The organism is Agrobacterium albertimagni AOL15, assembly GCF_000300855.1.
GTDB classification, from domain to species: Bacteria; Pseudomonadota; Alphaproteobacteria; order Rhizobiales; family Rhizobiaceae; genus Allorhizobium; species Allorhizobium albertimagni.
Genome location: NZ_ALJF01000023.1, coordinates 148,076 through 173,910 on the forward strand (window position 1 = coordinate 148,076; position 25,835 = coordinate 173,910).

Here is a 25,835-nt window from a genome sequence, read left to right on the forward strand (position 1 = left end):
CGGCTCCCCGCCGATTTTTCCTGGGGCTGCAGCAGAGATTTTCTGATGTTTTCATCCTTCGGCCAGATTGCCGGCCGTCCGCAATTGCTTGTCTTGTCCTTGATGATCTTCGCCCAGGGCTCGGCCTTCGGGGCAACAATCCCGTATCTTTCGGTGACCGCGATCGGCACGCTCGGGATGAGCGATCAGGCCTTCTCGCTGCTCGTTCTGGTGTCCTCGGTTTCTGCTGTCGTCATCAGCGTTTCGCTCGGCATACTCTCGGACCTCTTGGGCGACAGGCGCCATATGCTGATGGCGATGTCAGCGATGGGTGTCATCGGCTACGGCGCCATCTACCTGTTTCCCTCGGTACCGGTCTTCCTTGGCGCGACCTCGCTGATCGTGCCCTTCTTCTACGCCACAAGCTCGCTGCTCTTTGCCAGCGCGCGGCTGGAAACCGGCGACATCGAACCGGCGGATGCAGCCTCGATCAACGGCACCTTGCGCGCCGTGGTTTCTGCCGCCTGGGTGATAACGCCGGCGGGTCTTGGACTGGCGCTCGGCGCTTCCGGCAACATGCTTGGTGCCTGGGGGCTTGCCGCGCTGTTTTGCCTGTTCATCCTCATCTGCGCGACATTCATCCTTAAGGCTCCGCCGAGCCGGCCGGCCCGTGACACGTCGGCGCCTGGCTTTCTTGCCGCGCTCAAGGAACTCGCCGCTCGCGACGTGCTGATCGGCATGGTTTCGATCGCAGCGATCACTTCGACCTTGCGGCTTAGCGGCACGGTCTGGCCTCTGATCCTCACGCTACAGCTTGGCGGCAAGACTGCCGATGTCGGGCTGATCGCCGGAATGACCGCACTGGTTGAGATCCCCTTCATGCTGATCTGGGCGCACCTACTCAAGCGCCACGGCATTGTCGGCATGATCGTGACCGCGGCGCTCGGCTATGGCGGCTATATGGCAGCCCTCAGCTTCGCTTCGGCGCCCTGGCACATCTATGCGCTGGCGCTGCCGGGTGCAGCCTTTGCCGCAGCACTTCTGGCGCTGCCGCTCAGCTATTTCCAGGATCTATTTCCCGGACGCCCCGGCCTCGGTACGGCCTTCCTGCCGATCAATTCCTTCCTCGGCAATGGAATCAACGCCGCAGCCTTCGCGGTCGGCTCGCATTACCTTGGCTATTCCGGATCTGCGTGGCTCGGGCTGGTGCTGGCCGTGCTCGGCGTGATCGGTCTCTGGTCGGTGGAGCGACGCGTGGCGCGTGCCAGTTCTGAGAGCTGATCCGCCTAGAAGCTCAGGAGTTCGCCATCCTCGGGGACCAGCAAACGGCTCTGATCGATGGGGGCGGCGGCAGCCATACGCGTGAGATCGGCGCGCGAGACCGTCGCATGGTCGACGGCATCGAGATGGGTGACAACAACCTTTGCATGACCTGACAGCCTGACCGTCTCAAGGACCATTGGACCATCCATCACTAATGGCCCCTTGCCCTTCCAGAGCGCGCCACAGCCGTGAACAACGACGACATCGGGTCGTTCATTCGCCAGAACTACCTCCACCTCCGGGCACAGAATCGTGTCGCCCGCCCAATAGAGCGTCGGCTCATCGGCCGCGTTCAACAGAAAGCCCGAAACCTCGCCCATATCGTCCAGAACCTCCGGAGGTCCATGACGGCCATCCGTCGTGCGGATCTGGACCGAACCAAGCGTGAGCCGCTGCCCGATCGCTCGGACGTCCTCGAAACCCATCGCCATGATCGCCGCCTGATCGCGACTGTCGCAGAGGATCGGCATCGACTTCGGCAGCGCCCGTTGTGCCGCTTCGTCAAAATGGTCGGAATGGAGAGGTGAAATCAGGACCGCATCGATGCCATCCAGCAATTCTTCGACCGTCAGAGGCAGGTCTACGAGCGGTGAGGTAGCGCGGCCGGAATAGCTGCGCCCTTCGCCCTTGGCCGCAAGCCAGGGATCGAGGAGCAGCCGGCTGCCAGCCACATCGACGGTGAGCGTCGCACTTCTGATAAGCCTGATCTGCATGACCCGTCTCCATCGCTTAAAGACGAAAAAGCCGCCCCGAGGGACGGCTTTCTCTGAAGTTCAATCGGGCACGAAGATTACTCGGCGTCGCCTTCGGCAGCCTTCTTCTTCGGAGCGGCCTTCTTCTTCGGAGCGGCTTCTTCGCCTTCTGCAGCGTCTTCAGCCTTGGCAGCAGTCTTCTTCTTCGGAGCAGCCTTCTTCGCCGGCTTGTCGCCTTCTTCGGCGTCGTCGGCGAGAAGCTCTTCCTTGCTCACGGCCTTGTCGGTGACGGAGACTTCGGTGAGCAGCTTGTCGATGACCTTCTCTTCGAAGATCGGTGCGCGCAGCGAAGCGGCAGCGCCAGGCGTGTTGCGGAAGAAGTCGAGGATCTGCTTTTCCTGGCCCGGGAACTGCTGCAGCTGAGCAAAGAGCGAACGCTGCATTTCTTCTTCGGTCACTTCGATGCCGGCCTTTTCGCCGATTTCGGATAGCACGAGGCCGAGGCGTACGCGACGCTCGGCAAGCGCGCGGTATTCTTCGCGGGCAGCTTCTTCCGTCGTGTCTTCATCAGCGAAGGTCTTGCCGGACTGGGCGAGATCGGTGTTGATCTGGCGCCAGATGTTCTCGAACTCGGCATCGACGAGCTTCGAGGGCGATTCGAACTTGTAGAGCTCGTCCAGCTGGTCGAGGATCTGACGCTTGACCTTCTGACGGGTGACGTTGCCGTACTGGCTTTCGATCTGGCCGCGAACGATTTCCTTCAGCTTCTCGACCGATTCGACGCCGAGCTTGGTTGCCAGTTCGTCATTGATTTCGGTCTTGGCCGGGCTTGCGACTTCCTTGACGGTGATGTCGAAGGTGGCTTCCTTGCCAGCGAGGTTGGCAGCCGGGTATTCGGTCGGGAAGGTCACGGTAATGACCTTTTCGTCACCAGCCTTCAGGCCAACCAGCTGCTCTTCGAAGCCCGGGATGAAGCGGTTCGAGCCAATGACCAGCTCTGCGTCTTCGTCCTTGCCGCCGTCGAAGGCTTCGCCATCGACCTTGCCGAGGTAATCCATGGTGACGCGGTCGCCATCAGCGGCCTTGCCCTTCTTGGTTTCGAAGGTGCGGGCGCTCTCAGCGATCTTCTCGATCTGCTCGTTGATCTCGTCTTCAGAGACTTCAACGACTTCGCGGGTCACCTTGATGCCATCGACCGACTTCAGTTCGATCGCCGGGATGATTTCGTAGGACAGGGTGAACTCGAGGTCAGCCTGGGCGGAAAGGATCTTTTCCGCTTCCTTCTCGTCCTCGGTCATGACGATTTCCGGCTGGGTCGCCGACTTTTCGCCGCGCTCCGACAGGATCGCCGACGGCTTGTCACGGATGATCTCGTTGACGAGTTCAGCCATGATCGACTTGCCGTACATCTTCTTGACATGGGAGGTCGGCACCTTGCCCGGACGGAAGCCGTTGATGCGGACCTTGTCCTTCACATCGGCCAGGCGCTCATTCATGCGCTGTTCCATGTCCTTGGCCGGAATGATGACCTTGATTTCGCGCTTCAGCCCTTCAGCGAGCGTTTCGATAACCTGCATGTTCTTACCTTCATGTCGTGGCGGCCGTGCTCGGACAGCCGGTGTTTTCCCTGAGCACGACGCCGGAATTGATTTTCCCGGACGTGGCTGCGTCGCAATTCGTCAACAATCTGCCAAGCAAAACGGCGCCGGACTGACAGGAGCCACACCTCGGTGTTCTCTCGTCGATCCCGCGCGGCTTAGCTGGTGCGGGTAGAGAGACTTGAACTCCCACGCCTTGCGGCACCAGAACCTAAATCTGGCGTGTCTACCAATTTCACCATACCCGCGTCCAAAAGCGCATGTCGCATTCGCGCATGGCCCCTCCGGAGCGCGCGTCTCTATAACACCCGTTTTCCCGCACGCAAAGGAAAAATGACAGTCTTGCAGGGCGCTCGCAGCCCGCTTCACGGCATTGCAGCCGGCGAATGGCGCGGCTCAGTAGAGCGGCTCCTCGTAGAGTGGCTCGCCGTCGAGCATCAGGGCGCGAATCTGCGCCTGCCCTGTCTCCGAAACACGAACCGCGACCGAAACCCGGCCCTGGTTCCGGCCATCCTCGATCGGCTTGCCCTCGCCTTCAGGCACGTAATAGCGCTCTATGCCATAGGAGACCGTCAGGTTTCCGGTCTGCCACACCCACTCATAGATCGTGACGGGCTGGGAGACCAGGACCACACTACCCTCCTGCGACGCAAGCGGATCGAAGGACGCCTCGGAAACACTCCAGAAGCCGTCCGTTTGCGGCTTCAAGCGGACATGGAGACGGGCAACCTCCCCGGCTTGAGGCTTCGGCCCGGTGATCGAGTCTATGGACACCAACGAAATATCATAAGTGAGCACCACATAATCACCGCGCAGCAGATCACGCGGGTCGACTGGCGCCGTCTTCAACAGCACCTCTGTTCCTGACCGCAATATGCCCGCGCGTCCCTCGATCATGTAGCCGAGGATAGCCGTCTGCAGGAGAGCGACGAAGAGTGCAGCGGCGGCAAAGGGTCTGGCAGCGATCATGACTTCACCTCTGCGGCAGGACGGGAGAAGCGTTTCTCGAGGCGGATGACCACGAAGGCAAGCACAGCCACCACGAGACCGGAGAGGAGGAAGAAGGCGGATGTGCCGAGAATGCTGTCGATCGTCTCGTAGGAGAGGTAGAGAATTTCCGCCGCGAATGCCCCGTAGGCAAGCAAACGCACCGCGCCATTGTCACGACCATCCAGGGCGATGGCGGCAATCGAGAGCCCCAAAATGATGATGCCGAGCACAGCGATGGACACCGCATCCACCGCACTTCCCTGCACATAGGCGAAGCCGCTCATCGCAATGATCAGGGTGTAGAAGCTGGCAGACGCGCCAAGCCTGCGATGCAGGTCCAACAGAGGCGAACGCGGCAGCGTCAGTGACAGGAAGAGAAGCGTCGCGACGACGGCCACAACGAGGGCGTAGAGCTCGCCCCGCTCAAGTATGACCATCCACCAGATCCAGGCGAGGAGAAGCATGTAGCCGAAATGCTTGGCCCGGTCCGCGGCCGTCCAGCGCGACAGGCCAAAGACCAAGGCCGCCCCGAATGGCGGCCACCAGGCCCAGAGGCCATGGCTGCCGACATCCCAGCCGAAACTGTCGAAACCGCCGCCAAAAGTGACGAGCGCGAGCGCACCGGTCACGACAGCCAGAGCGCCTGACCGGAAGAGGGCCGCCGAGACCGCAGCCACCGAAAACCACAGGAACATCGCGGAGAATGTATCGCCCGAAAGGTGATACAGCTGGCCGATCAGCGCGATCGCCCCACCGAAAGCCGCAGAGCCCAGCACGAGCGAGGCGGCCGCAATGCGGTCGGCGCCGCGGCTTCTTGCAAGCAGCGCCGCCAGATGAAAGATCCAGATCAGACCGATGATGCCGGCGACTTTGGTCAGCCGGGGAATCAGTTCCCAGTTGGCCGCGATCAGCATCAGCAGAGATGCCGCGATGAGGACCGCGGCGAACATCGACAGGATCGAGCCCATGCTGAAGCCCGAGCCGCGGCGATCCACGTCATCGAGCAGCCTTGTGGCCGCGGTGGCGTCGATCAGCCCCCGCTTGACCCAGTCGTCGAGGTCGCGCTTCAACCTGCCTCTGTACATCTGCCAGCCCCCTTGAAATCGAAGGCAATCTGAAACGACACAGGCAGAAAAACAAGCCGCAAGACACAGGGAGCAGCAAAGCCAGCCGCCCATGCAAGAACCGCATGCCTTCCATGCTCTTTTTGCACTGCACAAAGTCGTACGTGTCGCCTATATTCATTCTCAACAGAGCGACGGAACTTCTGGCGCTTCTTCTTCGACCCGCTCACTCCTCCTCCCAGAGCGGGATCGATTGGCCAACGACACTCCTCCTCCCAGTCGTTGGTCTGCAAAAATGACGCTCACCGGACCTCCTCCCCCGGTGAGCGTTATTTTTTTGTCTTCTCCCCACTTCTGACAGCCTTGTACTGCGGCCTGCCGTATGACCTGCCCAAATGCGATGCACGATGGGATCTGAGGCAAACGCACAAAAAATCATCGGTTAACAATGAGTTAAATCGATTGATATGCGCAAGACGCATGGGTGCTCTGCCACATTATGTCTTCAATGATTTCGCATTGCAGCATATATTCAGAGCAACAAATTCGAAGGGGCCCACAGACGGGTCCAAACCACCAAAGAGGTAGACCCCATGAACATCGCTCGCTCGCTCAACAATTGGCGCAAGTATCGTCAGACCATCACCGAACTCGGCCGCATGTCGGACCGCGAACTGCGTGACCTCGGCATTGGCCGCGAAGACATCCGTCGCGTTGCCCGTCACGCCGTCAACGGCTGATTGGTCCCGACTTCGGTCGGGTACAGAATAGATAAACCCCGGATCTCCTCCCAGATCCGGGGTTTTTCTTTGTCTGCATGGATATCGGTCAGTCCTCGCGGACCGAGACGATGACATCGTGAATGAGCTTCAGAACCGCCGGTGCGTCGATCTCGGTGCAGATCTTCTGGCTCGGCAGGTCGCCATCCCAATCGGAGGGACCGAATCCACGACCATCCGGCTTCTGGATCGTCTGGCCATCGGCAATGCCGCCGCAGACCACCCGGATGACGCCGCTGCGGGTCTTGAAGAGTTCCGGCGCCACGACATAAACGCAGGCGCAGCTGTCGTGAACGACCATGCCGTCGTCGACCAGCCCCTCGTAGAAATCGATATAGAACTGGGACAGGTCGAACAGCAGGCGCGCGCGGCTGGTGCCGGCGGCGTCTCGGATGTCTGCAAGTTGCGAACGCGTCATCACCGTCTGCATGGTCACGTCGAGGCCGACGACGACGACCGGCCAGCGGGCGGTCATGACCACATCGGCTGCTTCCGGGTCACCATGGATATTGGCTTCGGCGGCCGGCGTCACGTTGCCGTTGACGTCGAAGGCGCCGCCCATGATGACGATCTCCTTTACAAGATCGACGATCTCGGGGTCTTCCTTCAGCGCATTGGCAAGGTTCGTCATGCGGCCGACGGCAACGATGGTCACCTCGCCCGGATTGGCGCGGACCGTTTCGACGATGAAGCGATGGGCCGGGCGCGGATCGGGATGGACATCCGTCACCTCGGGCACGCCGATATTGCCGAGGCCATCATCGCCATGGATGAATTTCGGCGGCGCATGGCTCACGCGATGCGGAATGAAAGTCTCGCCAGCACCGCGCGACACGGGTGAATCGATCTTCCATTCACGCTTCAAGAACAGAGCGTTGCGGGTGGTCACATCGATCTCGGCATTGCCGAAGACCGTGGTGACGCCAAGGAGGTCGATGTCAGCATGATGGTGCAGGAAGAGGAGCGCCATGGCGTCGTCGACGCCAGGATCCGTATCGAAGATGACTTTATGCATGAAGTTGGTCGTCCTGTATCAGGGAAGCGCGTTACATATCCCAATCCCGGTGAACGGGAAAGCGATCAACCCGATGTTTGCGCAAACTCGCCCATGAGCTTGGGAAAGTCCTCCATCGGCGGGAATTGCGCGTAGCTGTGCCGCGCTGGCAGCGTGACCCAGGGCAGCTTCTCAGAGACGCAGGTCTCCATGAAGGGGGCGAACTCAGCCGTGCTGTCGAGCATGGTGGCGCGGATGTTGATCAGGGGGCCGAAGAGTTCGGCCCGGGTGAAGATCCAGCTTAGGCAATGGGGGCAGAAATGATGGCGCAACTCGCCGTGCATGCCACCGATCACGGGCTCAAGGCCTGCAATCTCGACGCAGTCCTGCGAAAAGAGCGCACCCAGCGAAAAGGCGCTGGCCGTCATTCGCTGGCAGCCCTTGCAATGGCAGGCCATGGTCATCAGCGGCCGGCCCTTCACCTTGAGCGTCACCTGCCCGCAGCGGCAACTGCCGTGGTCTTCGTCTCCAGCTTGCATGGCCCTTCTCCTCTATGAGCAGGCGATATCCAATCAGCCCGCCTTGGCGACCTTCTTCTTGCCGACGTTTCTCAGCACATGGCTGAAGCCGGCATTGTAGAGATCGCTGTCGCGGAACTCCACATGACCGAAGACCTTGCCGACCATGATCAGAGCCGTGCGGGTGATCTTCGCCTTGCGCACTTCCTCGGCCATTTCCTTGAGCGTGGTGCGGATGAAGAGTTCGTCCGGCCATGTCGAACGATAGGCGATCACAACAGGGCAATCCTCGCCATAATAGGGTGTCAGCGTATCGCGGATATGCGTGAGGTTGCGGATCGACAAATGAATCGCGAGCGTCGCCCTGGATTTCCCGAGAATGTCCAGCGTCTCGAATTCCGGCATCGAGGAGGCCTTCATCTCGGTGCGGGTGACGATCACCGTCTGGGCGATCTCCGGCAGCGTCAGTTCGGTCTTCAACCGTGCTGCGGTCGCGGCAAAGGCCGGCACACCCGGCACGACGTCATAGGGAATGCCGAGAGCATCGAGCCTGCGCATCTGTTCAGCGATCGCGCCGTAGATCGATGGGTCGCCGGAATGTACGCGCGCGACATCCTCTCCGCGTTCATGAGCGGCGACCATGTCGGCGACGATCTCGTCGAGATGCATTGGGGCGGTGTCCTTGACGATGGCGCCCTCAGGTGCTGCCTCGACGATCTCTTGCGGCACCAGCGAGCCGGCATAGAGGCAGACCGGGCAGCGCTCGATGAGGCGCAGGCCGCGTACGGTAATGAGATCGGGGGCTCCGGGGCCGGCGCCAATGAAATAGACGGTCATGCTTCATTTCCCTTCATGCCACTGTCTGCCTTCCCCGAATAACCACGCGGCGTGTAGACCCAGGTCTTGCCGTCGCCGGTGGTCACCGTCCGGCTCTCCGACGACCCCACCACCACGACGGTCAGCATGTCGACGTCGTCGACGTTCAATTCTCCAAGCGGAACGGTACGGACGTTTTCTCCTTCACGGCCAAGATTGGTGGCGAGGATGACGGGGGTCGTGGCCGGGCGATATTTCAACAATTCATCGCGGGCATAGGCGAGCTGTGTCCGACGCTTCATCGAAACGGGATTGTAGAATGCGATGACAAAATCGCCCTCGCCTGCCGCCTTCACTCGGCGCTGGATATGCTCCCAGGGGGTCAGAAGATCCGAAAGCGAGATGGTGCAGAAATCATGGCCGAGCGGCGCGCCGATGCGGGCAGCGGCACCCTGCAGGGCGGAAATACCGGGCGAAACCTGAACTTCGATCCGGCTTGCGTCATCGGTGATGCCGCCCTTGTCGAAGAGTTCGAAAACCAGCGTCGCCATGGCATAGATACCGGCATCGCCAGAGCAGACCAGCGCCACGGTCTTTCCCTCACCGGCCAGTTCCATAGCATGCACGACGCGGGCCTCTTCCTTGCCGAGATCGAAATCGTGGCGGGTCTTGCCATCGGCAAGCGGCCCGAGCAGGTCGAGATAGAGCGAGTAGCCGACGAGATCAGTGGAGGCTTCAACCATGCGCGAGACCTCGGGCGACCGCCAACCTTCCGAGCCCGGGCCGATACCGACGACGAAGAGCGTGCCGCGGGCACGGCCTGTTGTCTTCGGGTCGATGATATCAGCGGCCCTCGCAATCGCAGCCGTGGCACCCTTCGATTTGATCTTTTCGACGACGAGTTCGCCGGACGTGCCGACAGCCGCAAGCGCTGCCCCTTCCGCCACGCCGTGACAGCCGACTTCGGCAAAAACCACCTCGGACGGGTTCTTCAGGCGCGGTGCCTCGGCTTCGAGCGTGACTGCGTTGAAGAAGCGGGCCGGCACGCCGAAATGGGCGGCCACGGCATGGATCGCCGTCTCATCCGCCTTCAGGTCGATCGAGCACACTGCAGCGATACTTTCCTTGGCGAAACCACCCTTGGCGAGCGCTTCCTCGGCGAGCGCGATGGCTTCTTCCGGCTTTGCATGGCGCTCGCAGCCCATGCCAAGCACCAGCGTCTTCGGGTGATAGACGAGTTCCAGCTCGCCTGCGGTCTTCTGTTGGTCGGTCACGGAGAGCGTCACGCGGGCCTCTTGTTGGAATGGGAGTCTTGATTGAATGAGCCAGTCGGCGATTGTCGGAACGGCACCCCCCTCTGTCACTTCGTGACATCTCCCCCACAAGGGGGGAGAGTGGGCGCTCGTTTCGACGCCGGTCTCACCGGCAACATCGGCGGTGTTTCGCTCTCCCCCCTTGTGGGGGAGATGGCCGGCAGGCCAGAGGGGGGTAACCGCAATGCCATCAACGACGAGCCGCACGCCAGCGCCCGCGACAAGCTCTGCCATCACGGCCTTGGCTTGTTGATGATTGCCCAGCACATAAGCCTCAGGCGGCTGATCCAGCGCCACGCCAAACTTGAGATCCCCAGCCGTAGTGATCGCGGCGTGGGCACCGAGGGCGGTCGCAATCCGCCGTGCAAGATCGTTGGCACCGTGGTGACCGCCGAGAAGCGGCACCACCGAGGAGCCGACCTCGGCGACGGCAAGAACCGGCGGTTCCGCGTGTTTGTCTCGGAGTAGCGGCGCCAACAAGCGGATCAGAGCGCCTGAGGCCATGACGGCGATGATCGGCCGACCGGCAGAGAACAGGGACTGGAGATGATCCTTGGCGGAGGTGAAGCTGACATCCGGATCCGTCACACGCGCTGCCGCGCCATGCAGCTCGCCGGACACTTCCAACGCAATCTGGCGGCCGAGCTGGCGGGCTGCGTCACTCAGGATGACAATGGCAGGTGTCGCCACCGAGGGCGCAGATGTGGAAAGCCCCGACATCAGTCCTCGCTTCCAAGCGTCTTGGCGAGCGCCGGATGCCAACGCTCGTCGCCCTTGTAGATCAGGATCATCGAGAAATAGGGGGCGGTATCGTTTGCCACATCGGCCAATGGCGTGAGCTTCTGTTCGGCAAGGCTGACGCGCTCGGCATAACCCGCCTGCGCTGTCAGCCCGAGGCTTTCGATCAGCGCACGGATCCGAACGAAATGCCGGCCGAGTTTGATAATGGCGACGGCGCCGGAGGCCTCGATCCGGGCGGCGAGTTCGTCATCCGAGAGAGGTCCGGGCAGCACCGTCAACACGTCGTTGCGGGCCGCGAGCGGCCTCCCCAGACCCGCGGCCGCGGCCATCATCGAGGACACGCCGGGGACCACCTCGGTCGGGTAACGATCAGCCAACCGCTCGAAGAGATACATGAAGGAGCCGTAGAAGAAGGGGTCGCCCTCGCAAAGAACCGCCACATCCGAGCCGGCATCGAGATGATGCGACAGCGTCTCGGCGGCCTTCGTGTAGATATCCTGGGCCGGAAAACGCTCGACACGCATCGGCACGATGATCGGCACCTCCAGCTGGGCGGCGGTGAGATAAGGGGCCGCGATCTGGCGGGCAAAGCTCGGCCCGGTATCGGGCGCCGGATAGGCGACAACGGAGCAGCTCGTCAGGATTCGATGCGACTTCAGCGTCAGCAGCTCCGGATCGCCGGGGCCAAGGCCAAGGCCGTAGAGTTTACCGATCATGTACGCTGCTCCTTGCTTGGCACTTTGCCCCTCATCCCCCTGCTGGGACCTTCTCCCCGTGAACGGGGAGAAGGGGGCACGACGCCAGCCACGCTGGCCTTCTCCCCGCATGCGGGGAGAAGGTGGCGGCAGCCGGATGAGGGGCAGCGGTTCAAACTCACGCACCCTCTCCCTTCACCACCGTCCACATCGTAACCGGCATCAGCGACTTCCAGCCGCAATAGCGCCCGACCGGAGCCGCGCGCGCCACCTGGATGCGAACGAGATCACCGCCATAGATCCCGCGCAATCCAGCAAGCCGCGCCTCGCCTTCGATGGTGACGGCATTGGCCACCAGCAGCCCGCCGAGCCCAAGCGCTGCCCAGCAGGCCTCGAACAGTCCCTCGCCGCTGATGCCGCCGCCGATGAAGATCACGTCGGGACGCTTGAGACCGGCGAGTGCTTCCGGCGCATGACCCTCGACGATATCCAGATCCGGCACGCCCAACGTCACGGCATTCTCGCGGATCATCGCAAGGCGTTCGGCCTTCGCCTCGATGGCGATCGCCTTGGTTCCCATGCCGGATCGCATCCATTCGATGGCGATCGACCCGCAGCCGGCGCCGACATCCCAGAGCAGCGCATTCGGAAACGGAGCCAGTTGCGCCAGGGTCGCGGCCCGGATCTCACGCTTCGTCAGTTGCCCGTCGTGGCGGAAGGCCTCGTCTGGCAAGCCGGGGACCGGCGCCAGCAATGGTCCGTCCGCGGCGCAGTCGATCGCCAGCGTGTTGAAGTCCGACATGTGAGGACATGTCTCTGCCATTTCGAGCGCGGTCATGCGCAGAATGCGCTCGCGATGGCTGCCCATATGTTCGAGCACATGCAGGACGGAAGCGCCGAAGCCGCGCTCCGCGAGCAGCACGGCAGCGGCCTGCACTGTGGACGCGTCGGAGGTCAGCGCGAGAATGCGGGCGCGCGGCATGACGTGACGGTTGAGGAAGGCCAGCGGCCTGCCATGCAGCGAGATCTGCGTCACCGATTGCACGGGCCAGCCGAGCCGTGCAGCCGCGAGCGAAAAGGCGGACGGGCTCGGGAGCACGAACATCTCTTCGGCCGCCACATAGCGTCGAAGCGTCGCGCCGATGCCGAAATGCAAGGGGTCACCGGTTGCAAGCACCGTGACTGGCGTGCCGCGCAGTTTCAGGATCTCCGCCAGTGTCTCGCGGAAGCCGGCGCCCCAGGTGAGCATGCGCTTTAGCTGCGGCAGGTTCGAGCCATCAATCACGGCATCCAGTCGCTCGCCGATGACCAGCGTTTCCGCCTGCCAAACAATGGCCTGCGCCTCAGGGGTCAGGCTTTCCAGCCCGTTATCGCCGATGCCGATAATGGTGAGCCAGGGGGTGTGCTGCGCGTCAGACATTGGTGCCGAGCCCTCCCGCCAAGGCATTCACAGCAGCCGAGGCCATGGCCGAGCCACCCCGGCGGCCGCGCACGGCGACATAGGGGATGCCCCTGGGATTGGCGATCAGTTCATCCTTGCTTTCGGCCGCACCAACGAAACCGACCGGGAAACCGAGGATGACCGCCGGCTTCGGCGCTCCGGCATCGATGCGTTCCAGCAGGCGGAAGAGTGCCGTCGGCGCATTGCCAATCGCGACCACGGCGCCTTCTAGATGCTCGTCCCAGAGGTCGACCTGGGCGGCCGAGCGCGTATTGCCAATCTCGGCGGCCTTCGGACGCACACGCTCATCGTTCAAGAGGCAGAGGATCTCGTTCTCGACCGGCAGCAGGCGGCGGATCACGCCGTGGCGGACCATCTCGACATCGACAAGAACTGGGGCCCCCTTTTCCAGCGCTGCAGCACCGGCCTCGAATGCGCCTTCGGACCACCTGACATCATCGGCTAGATCCACCATGCCGCAGGCATGGATGAGGCGGATCACCAGCGGCTGGAGGACAGCTGGGAATCGATCGAGATCGGCTTCCTCGCGGATGGTGGCGAAGGACTGGCGATAGATTTCGGCAGGATCGCGGATGTAGTCGAGGGAGCATGCCGCGGCGTGTGGATACCCCCCTCTGTCGCTGCGCGACATCTCCCCCACACGGGGGGAGAGCGGGGTGTGCCGTGTGGCGGCCTCGGACACAGCTACATGATCGCTCACGGCAGCCCCGGCATTTACGGATAGACTATCGACATCAGAGGTTGGCACGATGCCAGTCGCAGTCCGCTCTCGCCCCTTGTGGGGGAGGTGGCCGGCAGGCCAGAGGGGGGTATCCCCACCCGCGATCTCCAGTTCCCGATGCCCGATCCCGAGGACCCAACCCTCTTCCGCAATCGCAACGGCGACCTCGTCATCCGACAACACCGCCGGACGATCCAGCAGCATTGCAAGCCGGCCATCCGCATCGAACCGAGCGAAGGTTTCGGCGACGGTGCGGACCTGCGCCTGATCCTTGACCGCGTCCTCTCCCGACAGGTCGAACAACGACGGATAGATTTCTGCGAAAACGATCAGCTTCTCGAAACCTGTGGCAAAGCCGGTCTCGAACGGCCAAACGGCAATGTGTTCACCATGGCCGCTCTCGTCGAGGAAACGCAACAGTCTGTTGATGCCAAGCAATGTCTGGCTGCCGACGGAACCGTTATAGGTCAATTGCCAGACGGATTTAGCCCCTTTGGCGAACTGCTCCGAGCGACGAAATGCAAATGGCGCCGTTTGCGGGGCTGACGGCTTCTTGTCCGAGAGATCGGCATAGGCATGCTGATGCGGCCGTCCCCAAAAGCGCGGCTCGCCGGCAAAATGGATGGCGTTCCAGCGCGAGGCGAGATCGAAGCGGTTGTTGCGGTTGTCGGGCGCGTCCTCGATCTCGTCGGCGATCTTGCGCCAGAGCGACCGCCAGTGTGGCTCCCCCGTCAACCGTTCGGCGGTGCCGGCGGGATAACCGAAGGCAAAGTCAAAACCGCAGAGGAGGCGCTGGCCCTCGGCGACCGCTGCGCCGACTACCGCATCGAGTCGCTGCATGAAGGCGTGTCGGGTCGAAAAGTTCTCGATCCATTCGATCGCATGACCATCGTCATCTCGCCGGGCGAGGCACGCCCAGAGCGAGTTCTTGCCGGTGACCGGTTGCCCGGCCCCGGACCAATCGACGATCAGGATGCGATCGAAAAGCGGCATTACTTTTTCTTCTGCATCGACTTCGGCCCCAGCGGATGATCCGCATGCGGATAAGGCGCGTGGTGATGGTCGTGGCCATGATGATGGGCGTGATCATGACCGTGATCGTGCCCATGATGTTGGTGGCCGTGGTCATCATGGTGGTGATGGTGCCCATGGTCGTGCGCATGGGCATGGCTGTGATCATGGTCGTGGTGGCTGCAGCCGCAATTGGGTCCATGCTCGTGATGCGCCACTTTGCCCGAGGACGGAGCGTCCATGACGGCCTGCAGTTCGGCATCCGGCGTCTTGTCCTTCAGGACTGCATATTTGCCGCCGAGCGTGAAGGACGGCGCATAGTCGAATGCGGGCTCGACCGGCACGGGCGTCAACGGTGCCGGTTCCGCATGACTGTGCACGGGCGTCCAGGGCAGACCATGCTCGCGACAGAAATCGGGGTCGCGGCAGGAGGCATCGCAATCGCCCTTGCAGGGACAGTTTTCCAGACCGCCGCCGATGCCTTCGACATGGTGGTGGTGGCTTTCCTGTGGCTGGCCGACATCGGCCTCGAAGCCGAGCACCTGTTCGCGGTACTTGCACATCTGGCAGTTCATCACCGCCGCGCCTTCGAGGATTTCCTTGACGCGATCCTGGAAGGCATCGAGCACCAGCGGGTGGTCGTTGAGATAGCTCGCCTTGACGAACTGGATCTCCGGGTAACGGGCAGCGACTTCGTCGGTATAGCTGTAGATGCGCTTCACCAGCACACCCGTGAAGAGGAAATAGGGGAAAACGACAATGCGCTTGTAGCCCAGCTTGGCGGCATGCGTCAGACCCGGCTCGACCAGCGGGAAGGTCACGCCCGAATAACAGGTTTCGCCCCAGCCAAAGCCCATGCCTTCCCAGAGCATGCGCATGACCTTGGTGGCGTTGGAATTGGCATCCGGATCCGACGAGCCACGGCCGACGACCATCAACAGCGTCTCGTGCTTGTCCACGAAGCCCAGCGTTTCGTTTGCCTCGTCGACCGCCGTCTGGATGCGGTCGCCGGCGGCACGGATCATCTTCAGGTCAATGCCGAGCTCGCGGCCGTAATTGATGACAAAATCCTTGTGCTGCGCCTGATAGGTATTGAGCACCGAGGGAATATCGTTCTTGGCATGGCCGGCGGCAAAGAGCATGCCGGGGACAGCGAGCACGCGGGTCACGCCCTGTTCGCGCAGGCTGTCGAGGCCGGCAGAAATCACCGGATTGCAGAATTCGAGATAGCCGTATTCCACCGGCATGTCGGGATTGCGGGCGCGCAGCGCCTCCGCGATCACAGCGAATTCCTTCGCTGCGTTCTGATTGCGGCTGCCGTGGCCGCAGACCATGATTCCGAGTTTTTCTGCCATGAGACAAGGCCTCCCTGCTTCGTTTTTCTTTCTGTACGAAGCGCCGGACTTATCGCGCCTTTCGACACGGTCCATGGCCTTTGGGACAGCTCCGGAATTGGCCCCCTGTTTGGGTCGGCCGCACCGGACTATTTCCAGCCTGTCGAACAGGCGCCGTCGCACATTACCCTGAGCTTTATCGAAGGCTTATCGAACGGTCAAACCGGATTGCGGCGCTTTGTGTGACGGAAGCGGCAGTTCACAGAATGTCCCTTGCGCGACCTGCACGACATGGCGTGCAAGGTTGCGCAGCCGAGGCGTTTGGTCCACAACGGCGCCACCTTCCCTCACCCTTCACGAGTCTCGCCGTGGCCGATCTCGCTTTCCAAGCTTTGCTGCTGCTGTTCATTGCCGCCTTTATCGCCGGCTTCATCGATTCGATTGCGGGTGGCGGCGGGCTGATCACCATTCCTGCGATGCTGATCGCGGGCATTCCGCCGCTGGAAACGCTTGGTACCAATAAGCTGCAATCGATGTTCGGCGCTGGCTCCGCGACGCTTGCCTATGCGCGCAAAGGTCATGTGGATCTGAAAAAGCAGCTGCCGATGGCTGTCATGGCGGTCATCGGTGGTGCCATCGGTGCCCTGATCGCAACCGTGGTGCCGGGAGACGTTCTGCGGGTGCTCATGCCCTTCCTGCTTGTTGCCATCGCGCTCTACTTTGCGCTGAAGCCGAACATTTCCGACGAAGACCGCCATCAGCGCATGACGCCCTTCATGTTCGGCGTTACGCTAGTGCCGCTGATCGGCCTCTATGACGGAGTGTTCGGCCCGGGCACCGGCTCGTTCTTCATGCTTGCCTTCGTCTCGCTTGCCGGCTTCGGCATGTTGAAGGCGACGGCGCATACGAAGCTTCTGAACCTCGGCTCCAATGTCGGCGCCTTCCTGATCTTCGTCGCGAGCGGCGTAGTGCTCTGGAAAATCGGCTTGATGATGGGCATCGGCCAGTTCCTCGGCGCCCAGACCGGGTCGAAACTCGCCATGAAGAACGGCGCACGCCTGATCAAGCCGTTGCTTGTGATCACCTGCGTCGCCCTTGCCATCCGCCTGCTCGCCGATCCGACCAATCCGATCCGGGTTTGGCTCGGGGTCTGATCGCTAGTACTCCACGCCGATCTGCGCCTTAATGCCGGAGCGGAATGGATGCTTCACCAGTTCCATCTCGGTCACGAGATCGGCAAGTTCAATCAGCTCATCCTTGGCGTTGCGGCCGGTGAGCACGACATGGGTCATCGGGGGCTTTTCGGTCGCCAGGAATTCCAGCACCTCGGCGAAGTCGATGTAGTCGTAGCGAATGGCAATGTTCACCTCATCGAGCAGCACCATGGAATTGGCGGGGTCGCGGATCAGTTCCTTGGCCCTGTCCCAGGCAGCCTTGGCCATGGCGATATCGCGCGCCTTGTCCTGCGTCTCCCAGGTAAAGCCCTCGCCCATGGTGTGAAATTCGCAGAGATCCGAGAAATGCCTCAGGATCAGGTCGCGCTCGCCCGTCGACATCGCACCCTTGATGAACTGCACCACGGCGCATTTCTTGCCATGGGCGATATGGCGGAAGATCATGCCAAACGCGGAGGACGATTTGCCTTTGCCTTTGCCCGTATGAACGATGATCAGGCCCTTCTCGCCCGTCTTCGTTGCCATGATCTTGTCGCGGGCGGCCTTTTTCTTCGCCATTTTTTCCGCATGGCGGGCGAGATCGGTCTCGGAGGTTTCGATGGTGGGCTCGTCGCTCATATCCGCACTTCCTTCAAATCCTTGGAGCCGACAGCGGCCAGCTCCTCCAATGTAAACTTTGCCGAATTGCTCTTCGGCGTCCACAAGCCACGCTCGATCGCTTCGATCAGCCGCTCGGCGAGTTCTTTCTGTGCCGGAGCATTCTTCTCGGCCATGAAGTCGCGCACGCGCTCATCAAGGATGAACGCCTGGTAGACGGCCTCGAAATGGTGGTCACGGACGGCGCCCGTCGTCGCCGCAAAGGCGAACATGTAGTCGACCGTAGCGGTGATTTCGAAAGCCCCCTTGTAACCGTGGCGGATGACGCCGTCGATCCATTTGGGATTGACCACGCGGGCACGCACGACGCGGCCGATCTCCTCCTCAAGGCTGCGGATGACAGGCTTTTCCGGTCGCGAATGGTCGTTGTGATAAACCGTGGGCCTCACACCCGCGACATGTTCGATTGCCGCCGTCATGCCGCCCTCGAACTGGTAGTAGTCGTCGCTGTCGAGCAGATCGTGTTCGCGGTTGTCCTGGTTCTGCACCACGGCCTGCACCAAGCGCAGCCGCTCCTCAAACAGGCCGCGTTCCGCTTTCCCTTCCTCGCCGGCACCATAGGCATAACCACCCCAGACGAGATAGCTCTCCGCGAGATCTGCGCGGTCGGTCCAGCCCTTCTCGTCGATCAGGGCCTGCAGGCCTGCGCCATAGGCGCCAGGCTTGGAACCGAAGACGCGGTAGCCCGCGCGGCGAGCAGCCTGCTTTTCGTCAAGTCCCTCGCCTTTCAGCTTCTCGGTTTCGGCCCGCACACGGGCCGCAATCGGATTGTCGCCTTCGTCTTCATCGAGAGCTGCGACGGCACGCACTGCCTTGTCAAAGAGCGCGATCTGTTCGGGGAAGGCATCGCGGAAAAAGCCGGAAATGCGAAGCGTCACATCGACACGCGGCCGACCGAGGATCGCCATCGGGATCACCTCGAAGCCGGTGACCCGGCGCGAGGCCATGTCCCAGAGCGGCTTGACGCCGATCAGGGCCAAGGCTTGTGCGATATCATCGCCGCCGGTGCGCATGTTCGACGTGCCCCAGGCGGTAATGCCGAAGGAAACGGGCCATTCGCCGTGATCCTGGACATAACGCTGTATCAGCAGTTCGGCGGATTTTTGGCCGAGTTCATAGGCCGCCGGCGTCGGCACGGCGCGGCTGTCGACGGAGTAGAAGTTTCGCCCCGTCGGCAGCACGTCCGGGCGACCACGGGTCGGCGCGCCGGAGGGACCGGGGGGCACGAACTGGCCGGCGAGCCCCTTCAGCAGCCCCCGGATTTCGGCGGGGCCGGAGGAGACGACGGCGGGTTTGAGGCGGGTTTCGATTTCGGCGAGGACGGCTTGGGTGCGCGGCCAATCCTCTGGGCACGTGACGCCGCCGGAGACAAACTGTGCAGCAAGTAGCTCGATGCGCTCGACGGTGTCGCCATGGGTCCGCCACGGGGCATAGGTGAGATCAGCGAGGATGGCAGGCCTCGGGCCGGTCCACGGATCGGACATGACGCAGTCGAGAGGGTCAATGGTTGAAGCCAAGTCCCCCTCTGGCCTGCCGGCCATCTCCCCCACAAGGGGGGAGAGGACAAGCGGCACCGGCTCGACCACTACGGCCGACGCCGAATGCGGGGTCAGCCCCTCCCCCTTGTGGGGAGGGGTTGGGGAAGGGTTTTTCTGAAGCTGGATATCCCCCGCAATCGCCCGCTGCAAACTCGCATCCCCGCCCTCGCCTTGCCCCCGCGGCACCCGCGCCAGCGCAACGACGAGATCGGTCAACAACCGTCCCTCCGGCGCGAGCCCGAAGATATGCAAGCCGTCGCGGATCTGCATTTCCTTGAGGTCGCAGAGATAGGCGTCGAGCTTTTCCAGCGCCTGATCTTCCGCCTCGCCCTTGGCGATGCCGGCATCCTGGTCGAGGCCGATGTCGGCGATCAGCTCGAGGATCTGCTTCTTCAATAGCACCAGCCGGCGAGGATCGCCGCCCGAGGCCTCGTAGTATTCGTCCACCAGCGCCTCCAGATCCTTCAGCGGACCGTAGCTTTCGGCTCGCGTTAGCGGCGGGGTCAGGTGGTCGATGATGACGGCCGAAGTCCGGCGCTTGGCCTGGGTGCCCTCGCCGGGGTCGTTGACGATAAAGGGATAGAGATGCGGGAGCGGCCCGAACACGGCTTCAGGCAAACACGTCTCCGACAGCGCCAGCGCCTTGCCAGGCAGCCATTCGAGATTGCCGTGTTTGCCCATGTGGATGACGGCCTGCGCCCTGAACTCCCGGCGCAGGAAGGCGTAGAAGGCGAGATAGCCGTGCGGCGGAACGAGGTCCGGGGAATGGTAGGTTTCCTTGGGATCGATGTTGTAGCCACGGGCCGGCTGGATGCCGATCATAAGCTTGCCGAAACGCATCAGCGGCAGCGCAAAGGCGCCGTCGAGATGGAAAGGATCCGCCTCCGGTGCACCCCAGCGCGCGGTGACGCGAGCTTGAACTTCTTTGGGAAGATCCTCGTAGAACCCAATGTAATCTCTTACGGAAAGACATTCGCGGATGACGCGCCCATTATTTGCCGCATTGGTTGGCCCAGCCATCAGGGCCTGCATCAGCGCGTCGCCATCGGCAGGCAGATCGGCGACGTCGTAACCGGCGTCGCGCATGGCACGCATCACCTCAATCGTGCCGGCGGGGGTGTCCAGTCCGACGCCATTGCCGAGGCGGCCATCGCGGTTCGGGTAATTGGCCATGATCAAGGCGACCCGGCGATCCGCAGCTTCGGTCGCGCGAAGCTTCGCCCAGTTGGCAGCGAGTTCGGCGACGAAGCGCATGCGGCCGGGATCCGGCTCGTGGCTGACGAGATTGGCCTCGACCCGCTCATCGAACCGCGCCTTCGACTTGAAGGAGACGGCGCGGGTCAGAACCCGGCCATCGACCTCCGGCAGGGCGACGCTCATCGCCAGGTCACGGGCGCTGAGGCCCTGGGTCGAAGCCTCCCAGGTCTCGCGTGACGACGAGGAGAAGATGGCTTGCAGGACCACGGCACCCGTCTCGTCGAGCACGGTCGATGGCTTTTCCGCGCCCGGCGTGGAGACGGCGAAGCCTGTGGTGTTGATGACAACAGATGGCGGAAAGCGGTTGAAGATGGCGCGCAGCGTGTCGACGGAGACCTGGTCCTTGAGGCTCGAAACGAAGACTGGCAGAGGAACGAGGCCCTTGGCCTTCAGCGCTTCGACCATGGCTTCGACGGGTGCCGTTTCGCCGCTCTGGACGAGGGCGCGGTAGAAGCAGAGGGGGGCGACATTCCCTCTCCCCGCCTGCGGGGAGGAGGTCAGTGTGAGGGGCTGGTCTTGCGCAGAGGTTCGCCCCTCATCCGCCCTTCGGGCACCTTCTCCCCGTGAACGGGGAGAAGGAAGAGCCAACGCTTGCGTCTCGCCGCTCTCCCCCCTTGTGGGGGAGATGGCCGGCAGGCCAGAGGGGGGCTCCGGAAACGCCAGCCTTTCCCATTCCTCAACCCCGATCACGCCCCTACCCGGCCACCAGATGCCGGCCTTCAGCAGCGGACGCGCCGGTTCCGGACGGTCGGTACCGTCGAGAATAGCCTCGGCATAGGACACGAAAGCCGAGGCATTCCCCGCCCCGCCTTCGGTCAGATAGGTCCAGAGAGCCTGGCGTTCGTCCTCCGCACAGGCCTGGAATGGCGAAAGACCCTCATCCGGCTTGTCGTCACCGGGCAGCACGACAATGACGGCGCCGCTGCGACGGGCGCAGGCGTGCAGCGCCTCCAACGCGTAGTGGAAGTAGCTTGCCCCGCCCAAGGCCCTGACCACGATCAGCCGCGCATGGCGTGCCGTACGTTCGATGTAGGTATCGACCGACATCGGATGCTTGAGCGTCATCAGGCTGGCGAGCCGCCAGCGCACCGCTTGCTCGCCCCTCGCCTCCACGGCTGCGGCGATTGCCGCAAGCTCCGTGTCAGCCGCCGAGAGGAACAACACGTCCCCCGGCGTCTGGCCAAGATCGATCGCCTCGTCACCGTCGCTGATCGATCCCTTCTGGGCGAGAAGCAGATGCATGGATCAGCCAGCCGCTGTCTGGACGTCTTCGACCACGGCGCCAAAATCCCATTCATGCAGACCGATGACAACGATGCGCGTCTCGCGCTTTTCACTCGATGTCCAGGGGCGGTCGAAATAGGTGTCGATGCGGGTGCCGACGGCCTGGATGACGAGGCGCATCGGCTTGCCGGGCACGTCGATGAAACCCTTCAGGCGTAGGATGTCATGCTTCTCGATGACAGGCTTCAGGCGGTCGATGAAATCGGAAGCGTCCTTGATCGCGCCGAGCTTCAGCACAAAGCTTTCGAACTCGTCGTGATCATGATGATGGTCGTGGTCTTCGCCCGAGGCATGCAGTGCCTCATGCTCCAGCTCGTGATGCGACTTGCGGTTTTCGATGTCGTCTTCGGTGCTGGCGCCGATGCCGAGCAGGACAAGCGAGGGCACCTCACCATTCTTTGCCTCGATCATCGAAGGCTTGCGGCTGGTGCGGCTGGTCACCTCAGCGCGCACGGCAGCAATCCCGGCAGCATCCAGCAGATCTGTCTTGTTGAGGACGATCAGGTCAGCGCAGGTCAGCTGGTCCTCGAAGAGTTCCTCGATCGGGCTTTCGTGGTCGAGATTGTCGTCCTCGGCGCGCTGGGCAGCGACCGCATCGTGGTCGTCGGCAAAACGGCCGGCGGCGACGGCGGCGCTATCGACCACGGTGACGACACCATCGACGGTGACGCGGGTGCGGATATCCGGCCAGTTGAAGGCGGCGACCAGCGGCTGCGGCAAGGCGAGACCCGAGGTCTCGATGACGATATGGTCCGGCTTCACGTCCCGCTCAAGCAGCTTCTGCATGGTCGGCACGAAGTCGTCGGCAACCGTGCAGCAGATGCAGCCATTGGTGAGTTCGATGATGTCGTCTTCGGTGCAGTTGTCAGCGCCGCAGCCCTTCAGCACGTCGCCATCGACGCCGAGATCGCCGAATTCATTGATGATCAGCGCAATCTTCTTGCCGCCAGCATTCATCAGCATGTTGCGGATGATGGTGGTCTTGCCCGCGCCGAGAAAGCCGGTGATGACGGTGGCGGGGATCTTTTGCTGCAACATGGTTCAACCCTTCATTTTCAACGGCAAACCTGCCGCGATAAAATAGACTTCGGCCGCCTCGGCGGCGATGGCTTGGTGGAGACGGCCGGCATGGTCGCGGAAGGCGCGGGCCATCTTGTTCTCAGGCACGATGCCGAGGCCGACTTCATTGGAGACGAAGATGACGGTGGCCTGGAGTTCCCCAAGACTGGCGGCGAGTGCCGCACCTTCGGCGTCGACCTCACGGCCCTCTTCCATCATCAGATTGGTGACCCAAAGCGTCAGGCAGTCGACGAGGATCACCCGCTCGGGCTTGTCGAGCGACTTCAGCGATCCGACGAGATCCAGCGGCTCCTCATGCGTCGTCCAGCCGTCATCGGCTCGGTCGGCTTTGTGGGTCGCGATGCGCGCGTGCATCTCGTCGTCCCAGGCGCGGCCAGTGGCGAGATAAAACCTGTCGAGGCCCGTCTCGCGCGCCATTCCCTCGGCAAAGCGGGATTTTCCCGAGCGGGCGCCGCCAAGAACCAGGATGGATCGGGAATGGGATGTGGTCATGGTGCCCCATGACCTTCGACCGCGCGCAGACGGTCTTTGGCGCATGCCTGCAGCATGCACAAAAAATCAAACGGTGCCCGGCCCGAAAAGACGGACCGGCACCGTCGGGCCAACAAGGACCCGCGGATGCAAAACGTCGCCACGACAACCTCCGTGCTGGCAACGGGGAGACCTCCCCAGTATGGGCACCATGCCCGTGGATGGCAGGTCTCCTGGCTCGCAGGTCGTGGTCCTCGAAAGACCGTCGGGTTCTCCTCGCCTTCCCAGGGTTTGTCAGCAACACGAAAGAGCGGACGATTCGTAGAAAAAGAGGCGTCCTGCCCCGGCTGATCGTGTTGCCACCCCAGTGGCTTTTCCGTCCTGCCGTTCTTCAGAGGCCGGTCGCACCCTGCGACCCGTCGCCACCAATCCCGGCAGAGCGGATGGATAACCCTCGCTGCAATACAGTCGCGGGGTCGGCTGCGTTCCGCGTGCCCGGTTGGGGTCCACGCCTTCGCATTCCCTTTTGCTCTCCGGACAACATCTCTGCCGTCCGGAAACCATCCATCACGAGGATTAGGCCGAGGTCGAAGCCAAGTCAATCACAGCTGCGGCGCAGACCTGCGTCATTGCGCCCAAGGGTCGGTCAAGGGCTTGCGGAACAGTCCGCCGTAACGGCAGGGTCGCAATCCGGCCGCAGGCGAATGGTGCCGACGGCGCCTTGCTCGACCGGCGTGCCCTTGCCGATATCGGCGGCGCGACGTGCAGGTTGTGCCGGGGCTGCGGGCCGCGGCGGCTGAACCTCGGCCACGGGTGGTGCCGCCATTTCACGCGGTGGCGGAGGAGCTACCTTATTCTGGGTAGTTGGAGCGGCAGGCTTTTGCGGTGCTGCCTGAGGCGCGACCAAGGCAGCGCGTGGCGGTGCCGCCCGGACATTTGGCACGATCACCGGCGGCGGCTCCGAAGCGAGCCGCGTGGAAATGGTTCGCGGCGGCAGGGTCTTGCGGACACGCGGCGTGGTCAGAGAAAAGGCGAATCGTATCCGGGCTGCGACCTCTTCGGCCAGGGCCTGGCGGGCCCAGCGCGGGTCGTCGGTCGGGCCGTTCACCCGGAAGCTTCCCTTGGCAACCGGCTCGCCGGTTTCGACTGAAACGGCAGTGACGGTGAAGTCAGCCTGAGCAAGACGCCGACGGGCGCCCTCCCCGAAGCCGAGACGGTCTATCTTGACCAGGAGCACCACCCGTTCCGCCCCCTGGGGCGCGCGGGTCGTTGCAATGGCTGCCGACACACGACGGTCGACATTTTCGATCAGCTCGAGTGGAATGCGGGCATCGGCCATGACCGTCACATTGCGGACGTAATAGACCAATGGGCGGTCAATGCTGCGCCCGAATAAGACAGAGCAGGATGCGAGCAGCAGGGTTACGCCCATGGCGACGGCGATGCGAAGGCTGCGAGCGAACATGACGACCCCGGACAGGTGATTCTGAACCTGTCCGAGAATTCGCCATTTATGGTTAGTGTAGAGTTAACTTGCTGTCTGAATGGCCGCGAAGAGTGACGCTGCCGAGGCGAACTCGCCGTAACGGGTCTCACGCCGTGCTTCGGCCTCGGCATCCGAGCCCCAATGTTCGATCGTCCAGTCCTCATCGAGATGGGCAAGCGACCAGACTTCGTCCAGATCGAAGGCGCCCTCGGCAAAGGCAAGCGTCAGCACAGCCGAGCCCGTCAGCGTCGTCACCACGTTGAGGCAGGAGATCTGGAAAGGATCGCGGTAACGCTCGAGAGCGCGCGCGTAAGCAGCAATGGCTTCCTTCGGTTGCTCCTGATGCATCACGCCCTCGACAAGGATGAAGCGGGCGCCGTGCGCAGTCGATATCCAGGCAAGCAAAGGGTCCCAGCGAGCCGACTGACGGTCAATCAGTTCTCTCGGACCGTCCGCACGATAGCAGAGAAGATCCGTGCCGGCGAACCGCACGATCTCGTCGAACACTGCATCCAGGCTGTTTGAAACGGCATCGATGGCGGTATTCACGAGTTTGGTGATCGGCATGGTCGCGGGGTCGATGAACTCGCCCTGCCCCGCCCATTCGGCGACCACGAGGTCCGCTGCCTCACGGTTCGGCAGCGTCAGGAGGTTCTTCGAAGGCGTCTTGACCGGCTTGCCATCGAGCGTAATCGAGAATCCGTCATCGCGGGTCTCGATCCCGACGCTCTCATAAAAACGCTTCGGTAGCGGCCGCTTCATCTGGATCTGCGCCCGGCGCACCGGATCCTCATGGCTGGGCTCCGGAATGAAGGTCCCGAAAATGTCCTGGCTGAGTTCGTCGCGCATCAAAAGCT

Annotated in this window: 21 protein-coding genes, 1 tRNA gene and 1 riboswitch; of the genes, 3 read left to right on the plus strand and 19 right to left on the minus strand. The window is 62.5% G+C overall.

Annotated elements, in window-relative coordinates; genetic code table 11:
* The first annotated feature begins 45 nt into the window (after nucleotides 1-45).
* The gene (locus QWE_RS22620; protein WP_006728506.1) at nucleotides 46-1,260 is read left to right on the plus strand and encodes an MFS transporter; all 1,215 of its coding nucleotides are present in this window, start codon (nucleotides 46-48) and stop codon (nucleotides 1,258-1,260) included.
* Nucleotides 1,261-1,265: 5 nt separating this feature from the next.
* On the opposite strand, the gene QWE_RS22625 is transcribed toward QWE_RS22620, so the two are convergent.
* From QWE_RS22625 to QWE_RS22645, 5 genes are all read right to left on the minus strand, one after another.
* Nucleotides 1,266-2,015 carry an MBL fold metallo-hydrolase gene (locus tag QWE_RS22625; protein ID WP_006728507.1) on the minus strand — a complete coding sequence of 250 codons (750 nt, stop codon included), beginning with the start codon at nucleotides 2,013-2,015 and terminating at the stop codon, nucleotides 1,266-1,268.
* A 77-nt stretch (nucleotides 2,016-2,092) separates the two neighbouring features.
* A complete protein-coding gene (gene tig, locus QWE_RS22630) occupies nucleotides 2,093-3,571 on the minus strand; it encodes a trigger factor (protein ID WP_006728508.1) in 1,479 nt (492 codons plus the stop codon).
* Between the two features lie 184 nt (nucleotides 3,572-3,755).
* Nucleotides 3,756-3,840, minus strand: a tRNA-Leu gene (locus QWE_RS22635).
* Between the two features lie 148 nt (nucleotides 3,841-3,988).
* The gene (locus QWE_RS22640) at nucleotides 3,989-4,561 is read right to left on the minus strand and encodes a GDYXXLXY domain-containing protein (protein ID WP_006728509.1); all 573 of its coding nucleotides are present in this window, start codon (nucleotides 4,559-4,561) and stop codon (nucleotides 3,989-3,991) included.
* Nucleotides 4,558-5,667 (minus strand): DUF2157 domain-containing protein, encoded by a 1,110-nt coding sequence (locus QWE_RS22645; protein WP_006728510.1) that lies wholly within the window; start codon nucleotides 5,665-5,667, stop codon nucleotides 4,558-4,560. Before QWE_RS22645 ends, QWE_RS22640 begins: the two co-directional genes overlap by 4 nt.
* 572 nt (nucleotides 5,668-6,239) lie before the next feature.
* On the opposite strand from QWE_RS22645, the gene QWE_RS24900 reads away from it, so the two are divergent.
* Nucleotides 6,240-6,386: a DUF1127 domain-containing protein gene (locus QWE_RS24900; protein ID WP_006728511.1), complete on the plus strand. Its 147-nt coding sequence runs from the start codon at nucleotides 6,240-6,242 to the stop codon at nucleotides 6,384-6,386.
* A gap of 88 nt (nucleotides 6,387-6,474) precedes the next feature.
* Here QWE_RS24900 and QWE_RS22650 read toward each other — a convergent pair whose 3' ends face one another.
* From QWE_RS22650 to QWE_RS22685, 8 genes are all read right to left on the minus strand, one after another.
* The gene (locus QWE_RS22650) at nucleotides 6,475-7,440 is read right to left on the minus strand and encodes a nucleoside hydrolase (protein WP_006728512.1); all 966 of its coding nucleotides are present in this window, start codon (nucleotides 7,438-7,440) and stop codon (nucleotides 6,475-6,477) included.
* Between the two features lie 65 nt (nucleotides 7,441-7,505).
* A complete protein-coding gene (locus QWE_RS22655; protein WP_006728513.1) occupies nucleotides 7,506-7,958 on the minus strand; it encodes a GFA family protein in 453 nt (150 codons plus the stop codon).
* Between the two features lie 33 nt (nucleotides 7,959-7,991).
* On the minus strand, nucleotides 7,992-8,774 hold the full coding sequence (cobM, locus tag QWE_RS22660) for a precorrin-4 C(11)-methyltransferase (RefSeq protein WP_006728514.1): 783 nt from the start codon (nucleotides 8,772-8,774) through the stop codon (nucleotides 7,992-7,994).
* The gene (cobJ, locus tag QWE_RS22665; protein WP_006728515.1) at nucleotides 8,771-10,786 is read right to left on the minus strand and encodes a precorrin-3B C(17)-methyltransferase; all 2,016 of its coding nucleotides are present in this window, start codon (nucleotides 10,784-10,786) and stop codon (nucleotides 8,771-8,773) included. The genes cobM and cobJ overlap by 4 nt, the downstream gene beginning before the upstream one ends.
* Nucleotides 10,786-11,523 (minus strand): precorrin-2 C(20)-methyltransferase, encoded by a 738-nt coding sequence (gene cobI / locus QWE_RS22670; protein WP_006728516.1) that lies wholly within the window; start codon nucleotides 11,521-11,523, stop codon nucleotides 10,786-10,788. The genes cobJ and cobI overlap by 1 nt, the downstream gene beginning before the upstream one ends.
* A 157-nt stretch (nucleotides 11,524-11,680) precedes the next feature.
* Complete coding sequence (locus QWE_RS22675; protein WP_006728517.1) at nucleotides 11,681-12,922, minus strand: bifunctional cobalt-precorrin-7 (C(5))-methyltransferase/cobalt-precorrin-6B (C(15))-methyltransferase; 1,242 nt, start codon at nucleotides 12,920-12,922, stop codon at nucleotides 11,681-11,683.
* Nucleotides 12,915-13,595, minus strand: coding sequence for a precorrin-8X methylmutase (locus tag QWE_RS22680; RefSeq protein WP_052018260.1), 681 nt, complete (start codon nucleotides 13,593-13,595; stop codon nucleotides 12,915-12,917). The genes QWE_RS22675 and QWE_RS22680 overlap by 8 nt, the downstream gene beginning before the upstream one ends.
* A gap of 1,082 nt (nucleotides 13,596-14,677) precedes the next feature.
* Complete coding sequence (locus QWE_RS22685) at nucleotides 14,678-16,051, minus strand: sirohydrochlorin chelatase (RefSeq protein ID WP_006728519.1); 1,374 nt, start codon at nucleotides 16,049-16,051, stop codon at nucleotides 14,678-14,680.
* A gap of 347 nt (nucleotides 16,052-16,398) precedes the next feature.
* Between QWE_RS22685 and QWE_RS22690 the strand changes: the two genes are divergently transcribed.
* Nucleotides 16,399-17,184, plus strand: coding sequence for a TSUP family transporter (locus QWE_RS22690; protein WP_006728520.1), 786 nt, complete (start codon nucleotides 16,399-16,401; stop codon nucleotides 17,182-17,184).
* Nucleotides 17,185-17,187: 3 nt separating this feature from the next.
* Here QWE_RS22690 and cobO read toward each other — a convergent pair whose 3' ends face one another.
* From cobO to QWE_RS22720, 6 genes are all read right to left on the minus strand, one after another.
* Nucleotides 17,188-17,823: a cob(I)yrinic acid a,c-diamide adenosyltransferase gene (gene cobO, locus QWE_RS22695; protein ID WP_006728521.1), complete on the minus strand. Its 636-nt coding sequence runs from the start codon at nucleotides 17,821-17,823 to the stop codon at nucleotides 17,188-17,190.
* A complete protein-coding gene (gene cobN, locus QWE_RS22700) occupies nucleotides 17,820-21,899 on the minus strand; it encodes a cobaltochelatase subunit CobN (RefSeq protein ID WP_006728522.1) in 4,080 nt (1,359 codons plus the stop codon). Before cobN ends, cobO begins: the two co-directional genes overlap by 4 nt.
* A 3-nt stretch (nucleotides 21,900-21,902) precedes the next feature.
* On the minus strand, nucleotides 21,903-22,979 hold the full coding sequence (gene cobW / locus QWE_RS22705) for a cobalamin biosynthesis protein CobW (protein WP_006728523.1): 1,077 nt from the start codon (nucleotides 22,977-22,979) through the stop codon (nucleotides 21,903-21,905).
* A 3-nt stretch (nucleotides 22,980-22,982) separates the two neighbouring features.
* The gene (gene cobU, locus QWE_RS22710; protein ID WP_040300885.1) at nucleotides 22,983-23,513 is read right to left on the minus strand and encodes a bifunctional adenosylcobinamide kinase/adenosylcobinamide-phosphate guanylyltransferase; all 531 of its coding nucleotides are present in this window, start codon (nucleotides 23,511-23,513) and stop codon (nucleotides 22,983-22,985) included.
* A gap of 185 nt (nucleotides 23,514-23,698) precedes the next feature.
* Nucleotides 23,699-24,072, minus strand: a riboswitch (cobalamin riboswitch).
* A gap of 66 nt (nucleotides 24,073-24,138) precedes the next feature.
* On the minus strand, nucleotides 24,139-24,957 hold the full coding sequence (locus QWE_RS22715) for a hypothetical protein (RefSeq protein WP_006728525.1): 819 nt from the start codon (nucleotides 24,955-24,957) through the stop codon (nucleotides 24,139-24,141).
* Between the two features lie 63 nt (nucleotides 24,958-25,020).
* Nucleotides 25,021-25,827 carry an ATP12 family chaperone protein gene (locus QWE_RS22720; protein WP_006728526.1) on the minus strand — a complete coding sequence of 269 codons (807 nt, stop codon included), beginning with the start codon at nucleotides 25,825-25,827 and terminating at the stop codon, nucleotides 25,021-25,023.
* Between the last annotated feature and the right edge of the window lie 8 nt (nucleotides 25,828-25,835).

Bases quoted from the DNA above. Each gene is read 5' to 3' on its own strand.
- QWE_RS22620 (WP_006728506.1), top strand. From the start codon at position 46: ATGTTTTCATCCTTCGGCCAGATTGCCGGCCGTCCGCAATTGCTTGTC.
- QWE_RS22625 (WP_006728507.1), bottom strand. From the start codon at position 2,015: ATGCAGATCAGGCTTATCAGAAGTGCGACGCTCACCGTCGATGTGGCT.
- tig (WP_006728508.1), bottom strand. From the start codon at position 3,571: ATGCAGGTTATCGAAACGCTCGCTGAAGGGCTGAAGCGCGAAATCAAG.
- QWE_RS22640 (WP_006728509.1), bottom strand. From the start codon at position 4,561: ATGATCGCTGCCAGACCCTTTGCCGCCGCTGCACTCTTCGTCGCTCTC.
- QWE_RS22645 (WP_006728510.1), bottom strand. From the start codon at position 5,667: ATGTACAGAGGCAGGTTGAAGCGCGACCTCGACGACTGGGTCAAGCGG.
- QWE_RS24900 (WP_006728511.1), top strand. From the start codon at position 6,240: ATGAACATCGCTCGCTCGCTCAACAATTGGCGCAAGTATCGTCAGACC.
- QWE_RS22650 (WP_006728512.1), bottom strand. From the start codon at position 7,440: ATGCATAAAGTCATCTTCGATACGGATCCTGGCGTCGACGACGCCATG.
- QWE_RS22655 (WP_006728513.1), bottom strand. From the start codon at position 7,958: ATGCAAGCTGGAGACGAAGACCACGGCAGTTGCCGCTGCGGGCAGGTG.
- cobM (WP_006728514.1), bottom strand. From the start codon at position 8,774: ATGACCGTCTATTTCATTGGCGCCGGCCCCGGAGCCCCCGATCTCATT.
- cobJ (WP_006728515.1), bottom strand. From the start codon at position 10,786: ATGTCGGGGCTTTCCACATCTGCGCCCTCGGTGGCGACACCTGCCATT.
- cobI (WP_006728516.1), bottom strand. From the start codon at position 11,523: ATGATCGGTAAACTCTACGGCCTTGGCCTTGGCCCCGGCGATCCGGAG.
- QWE_RS22675 (WP_006728517.1), bottom strand. From the start codon at position 12,922: ATGTCTGACGCGCAGCACACCCCCTGGCTCACCATTATCGGCATCGGC.
- QWE_RS22680 (WP_052018260.1), bottom strand. From the start codon at position 13,595: ATGTCGCGCAGCGACAGAGGGGGGTATCCACACGCCGCGGCATGCTCC.
- QWE_RS22685 (WP_006728519.1), bottom strand. From the start codon at position 16,051: ATGGCAGAAAAACTCGGAATCATGGTCTGCGGCCACGGCAGCCGCAAT.
- cobO (WP_006728521.1), bottom strand. From the start codon at position 17,823: ATGAGCGACGAGCCCACCATCGAAACCTCCGAGACCGATCTCGCCCGC.
- cobN (WP_006728522.1), bottom strand. From the start codon at position 21,899: ATGCATCTGCTTCTCGCCCAGAAGGGATCGATCAGCGACGGTGACGAG.
- cobW (WP_006728523.1), bottom strand. From the start codon at position 22,979: ATGTTGCAGCAAAAGATCCCCGCCACCGTCATCACCGGCTTTCTCGGC.
- cobU (WP_040300885.1), bottom strand. From the start codon at position 23,513: ATGACCACATCCCATTCCCGATCCATCCTGGTTCTTGGCGGCGCCCGC.
- QWE_RS22715 (WP_006728525.1), bottom strand. From the start codon at position 24,957: ATGTTCGCTCGCAGCCTTCGCATCGCCGTCGCCATGGGCGTAACCCTG.
- QWE_RS22720 (WP_006728526.1), bottom strand. From the start codon at position 25,827: ATGCGCGACGAACTCAGCCAGGACATTTTCGGGACCTTCATTCCGGAG.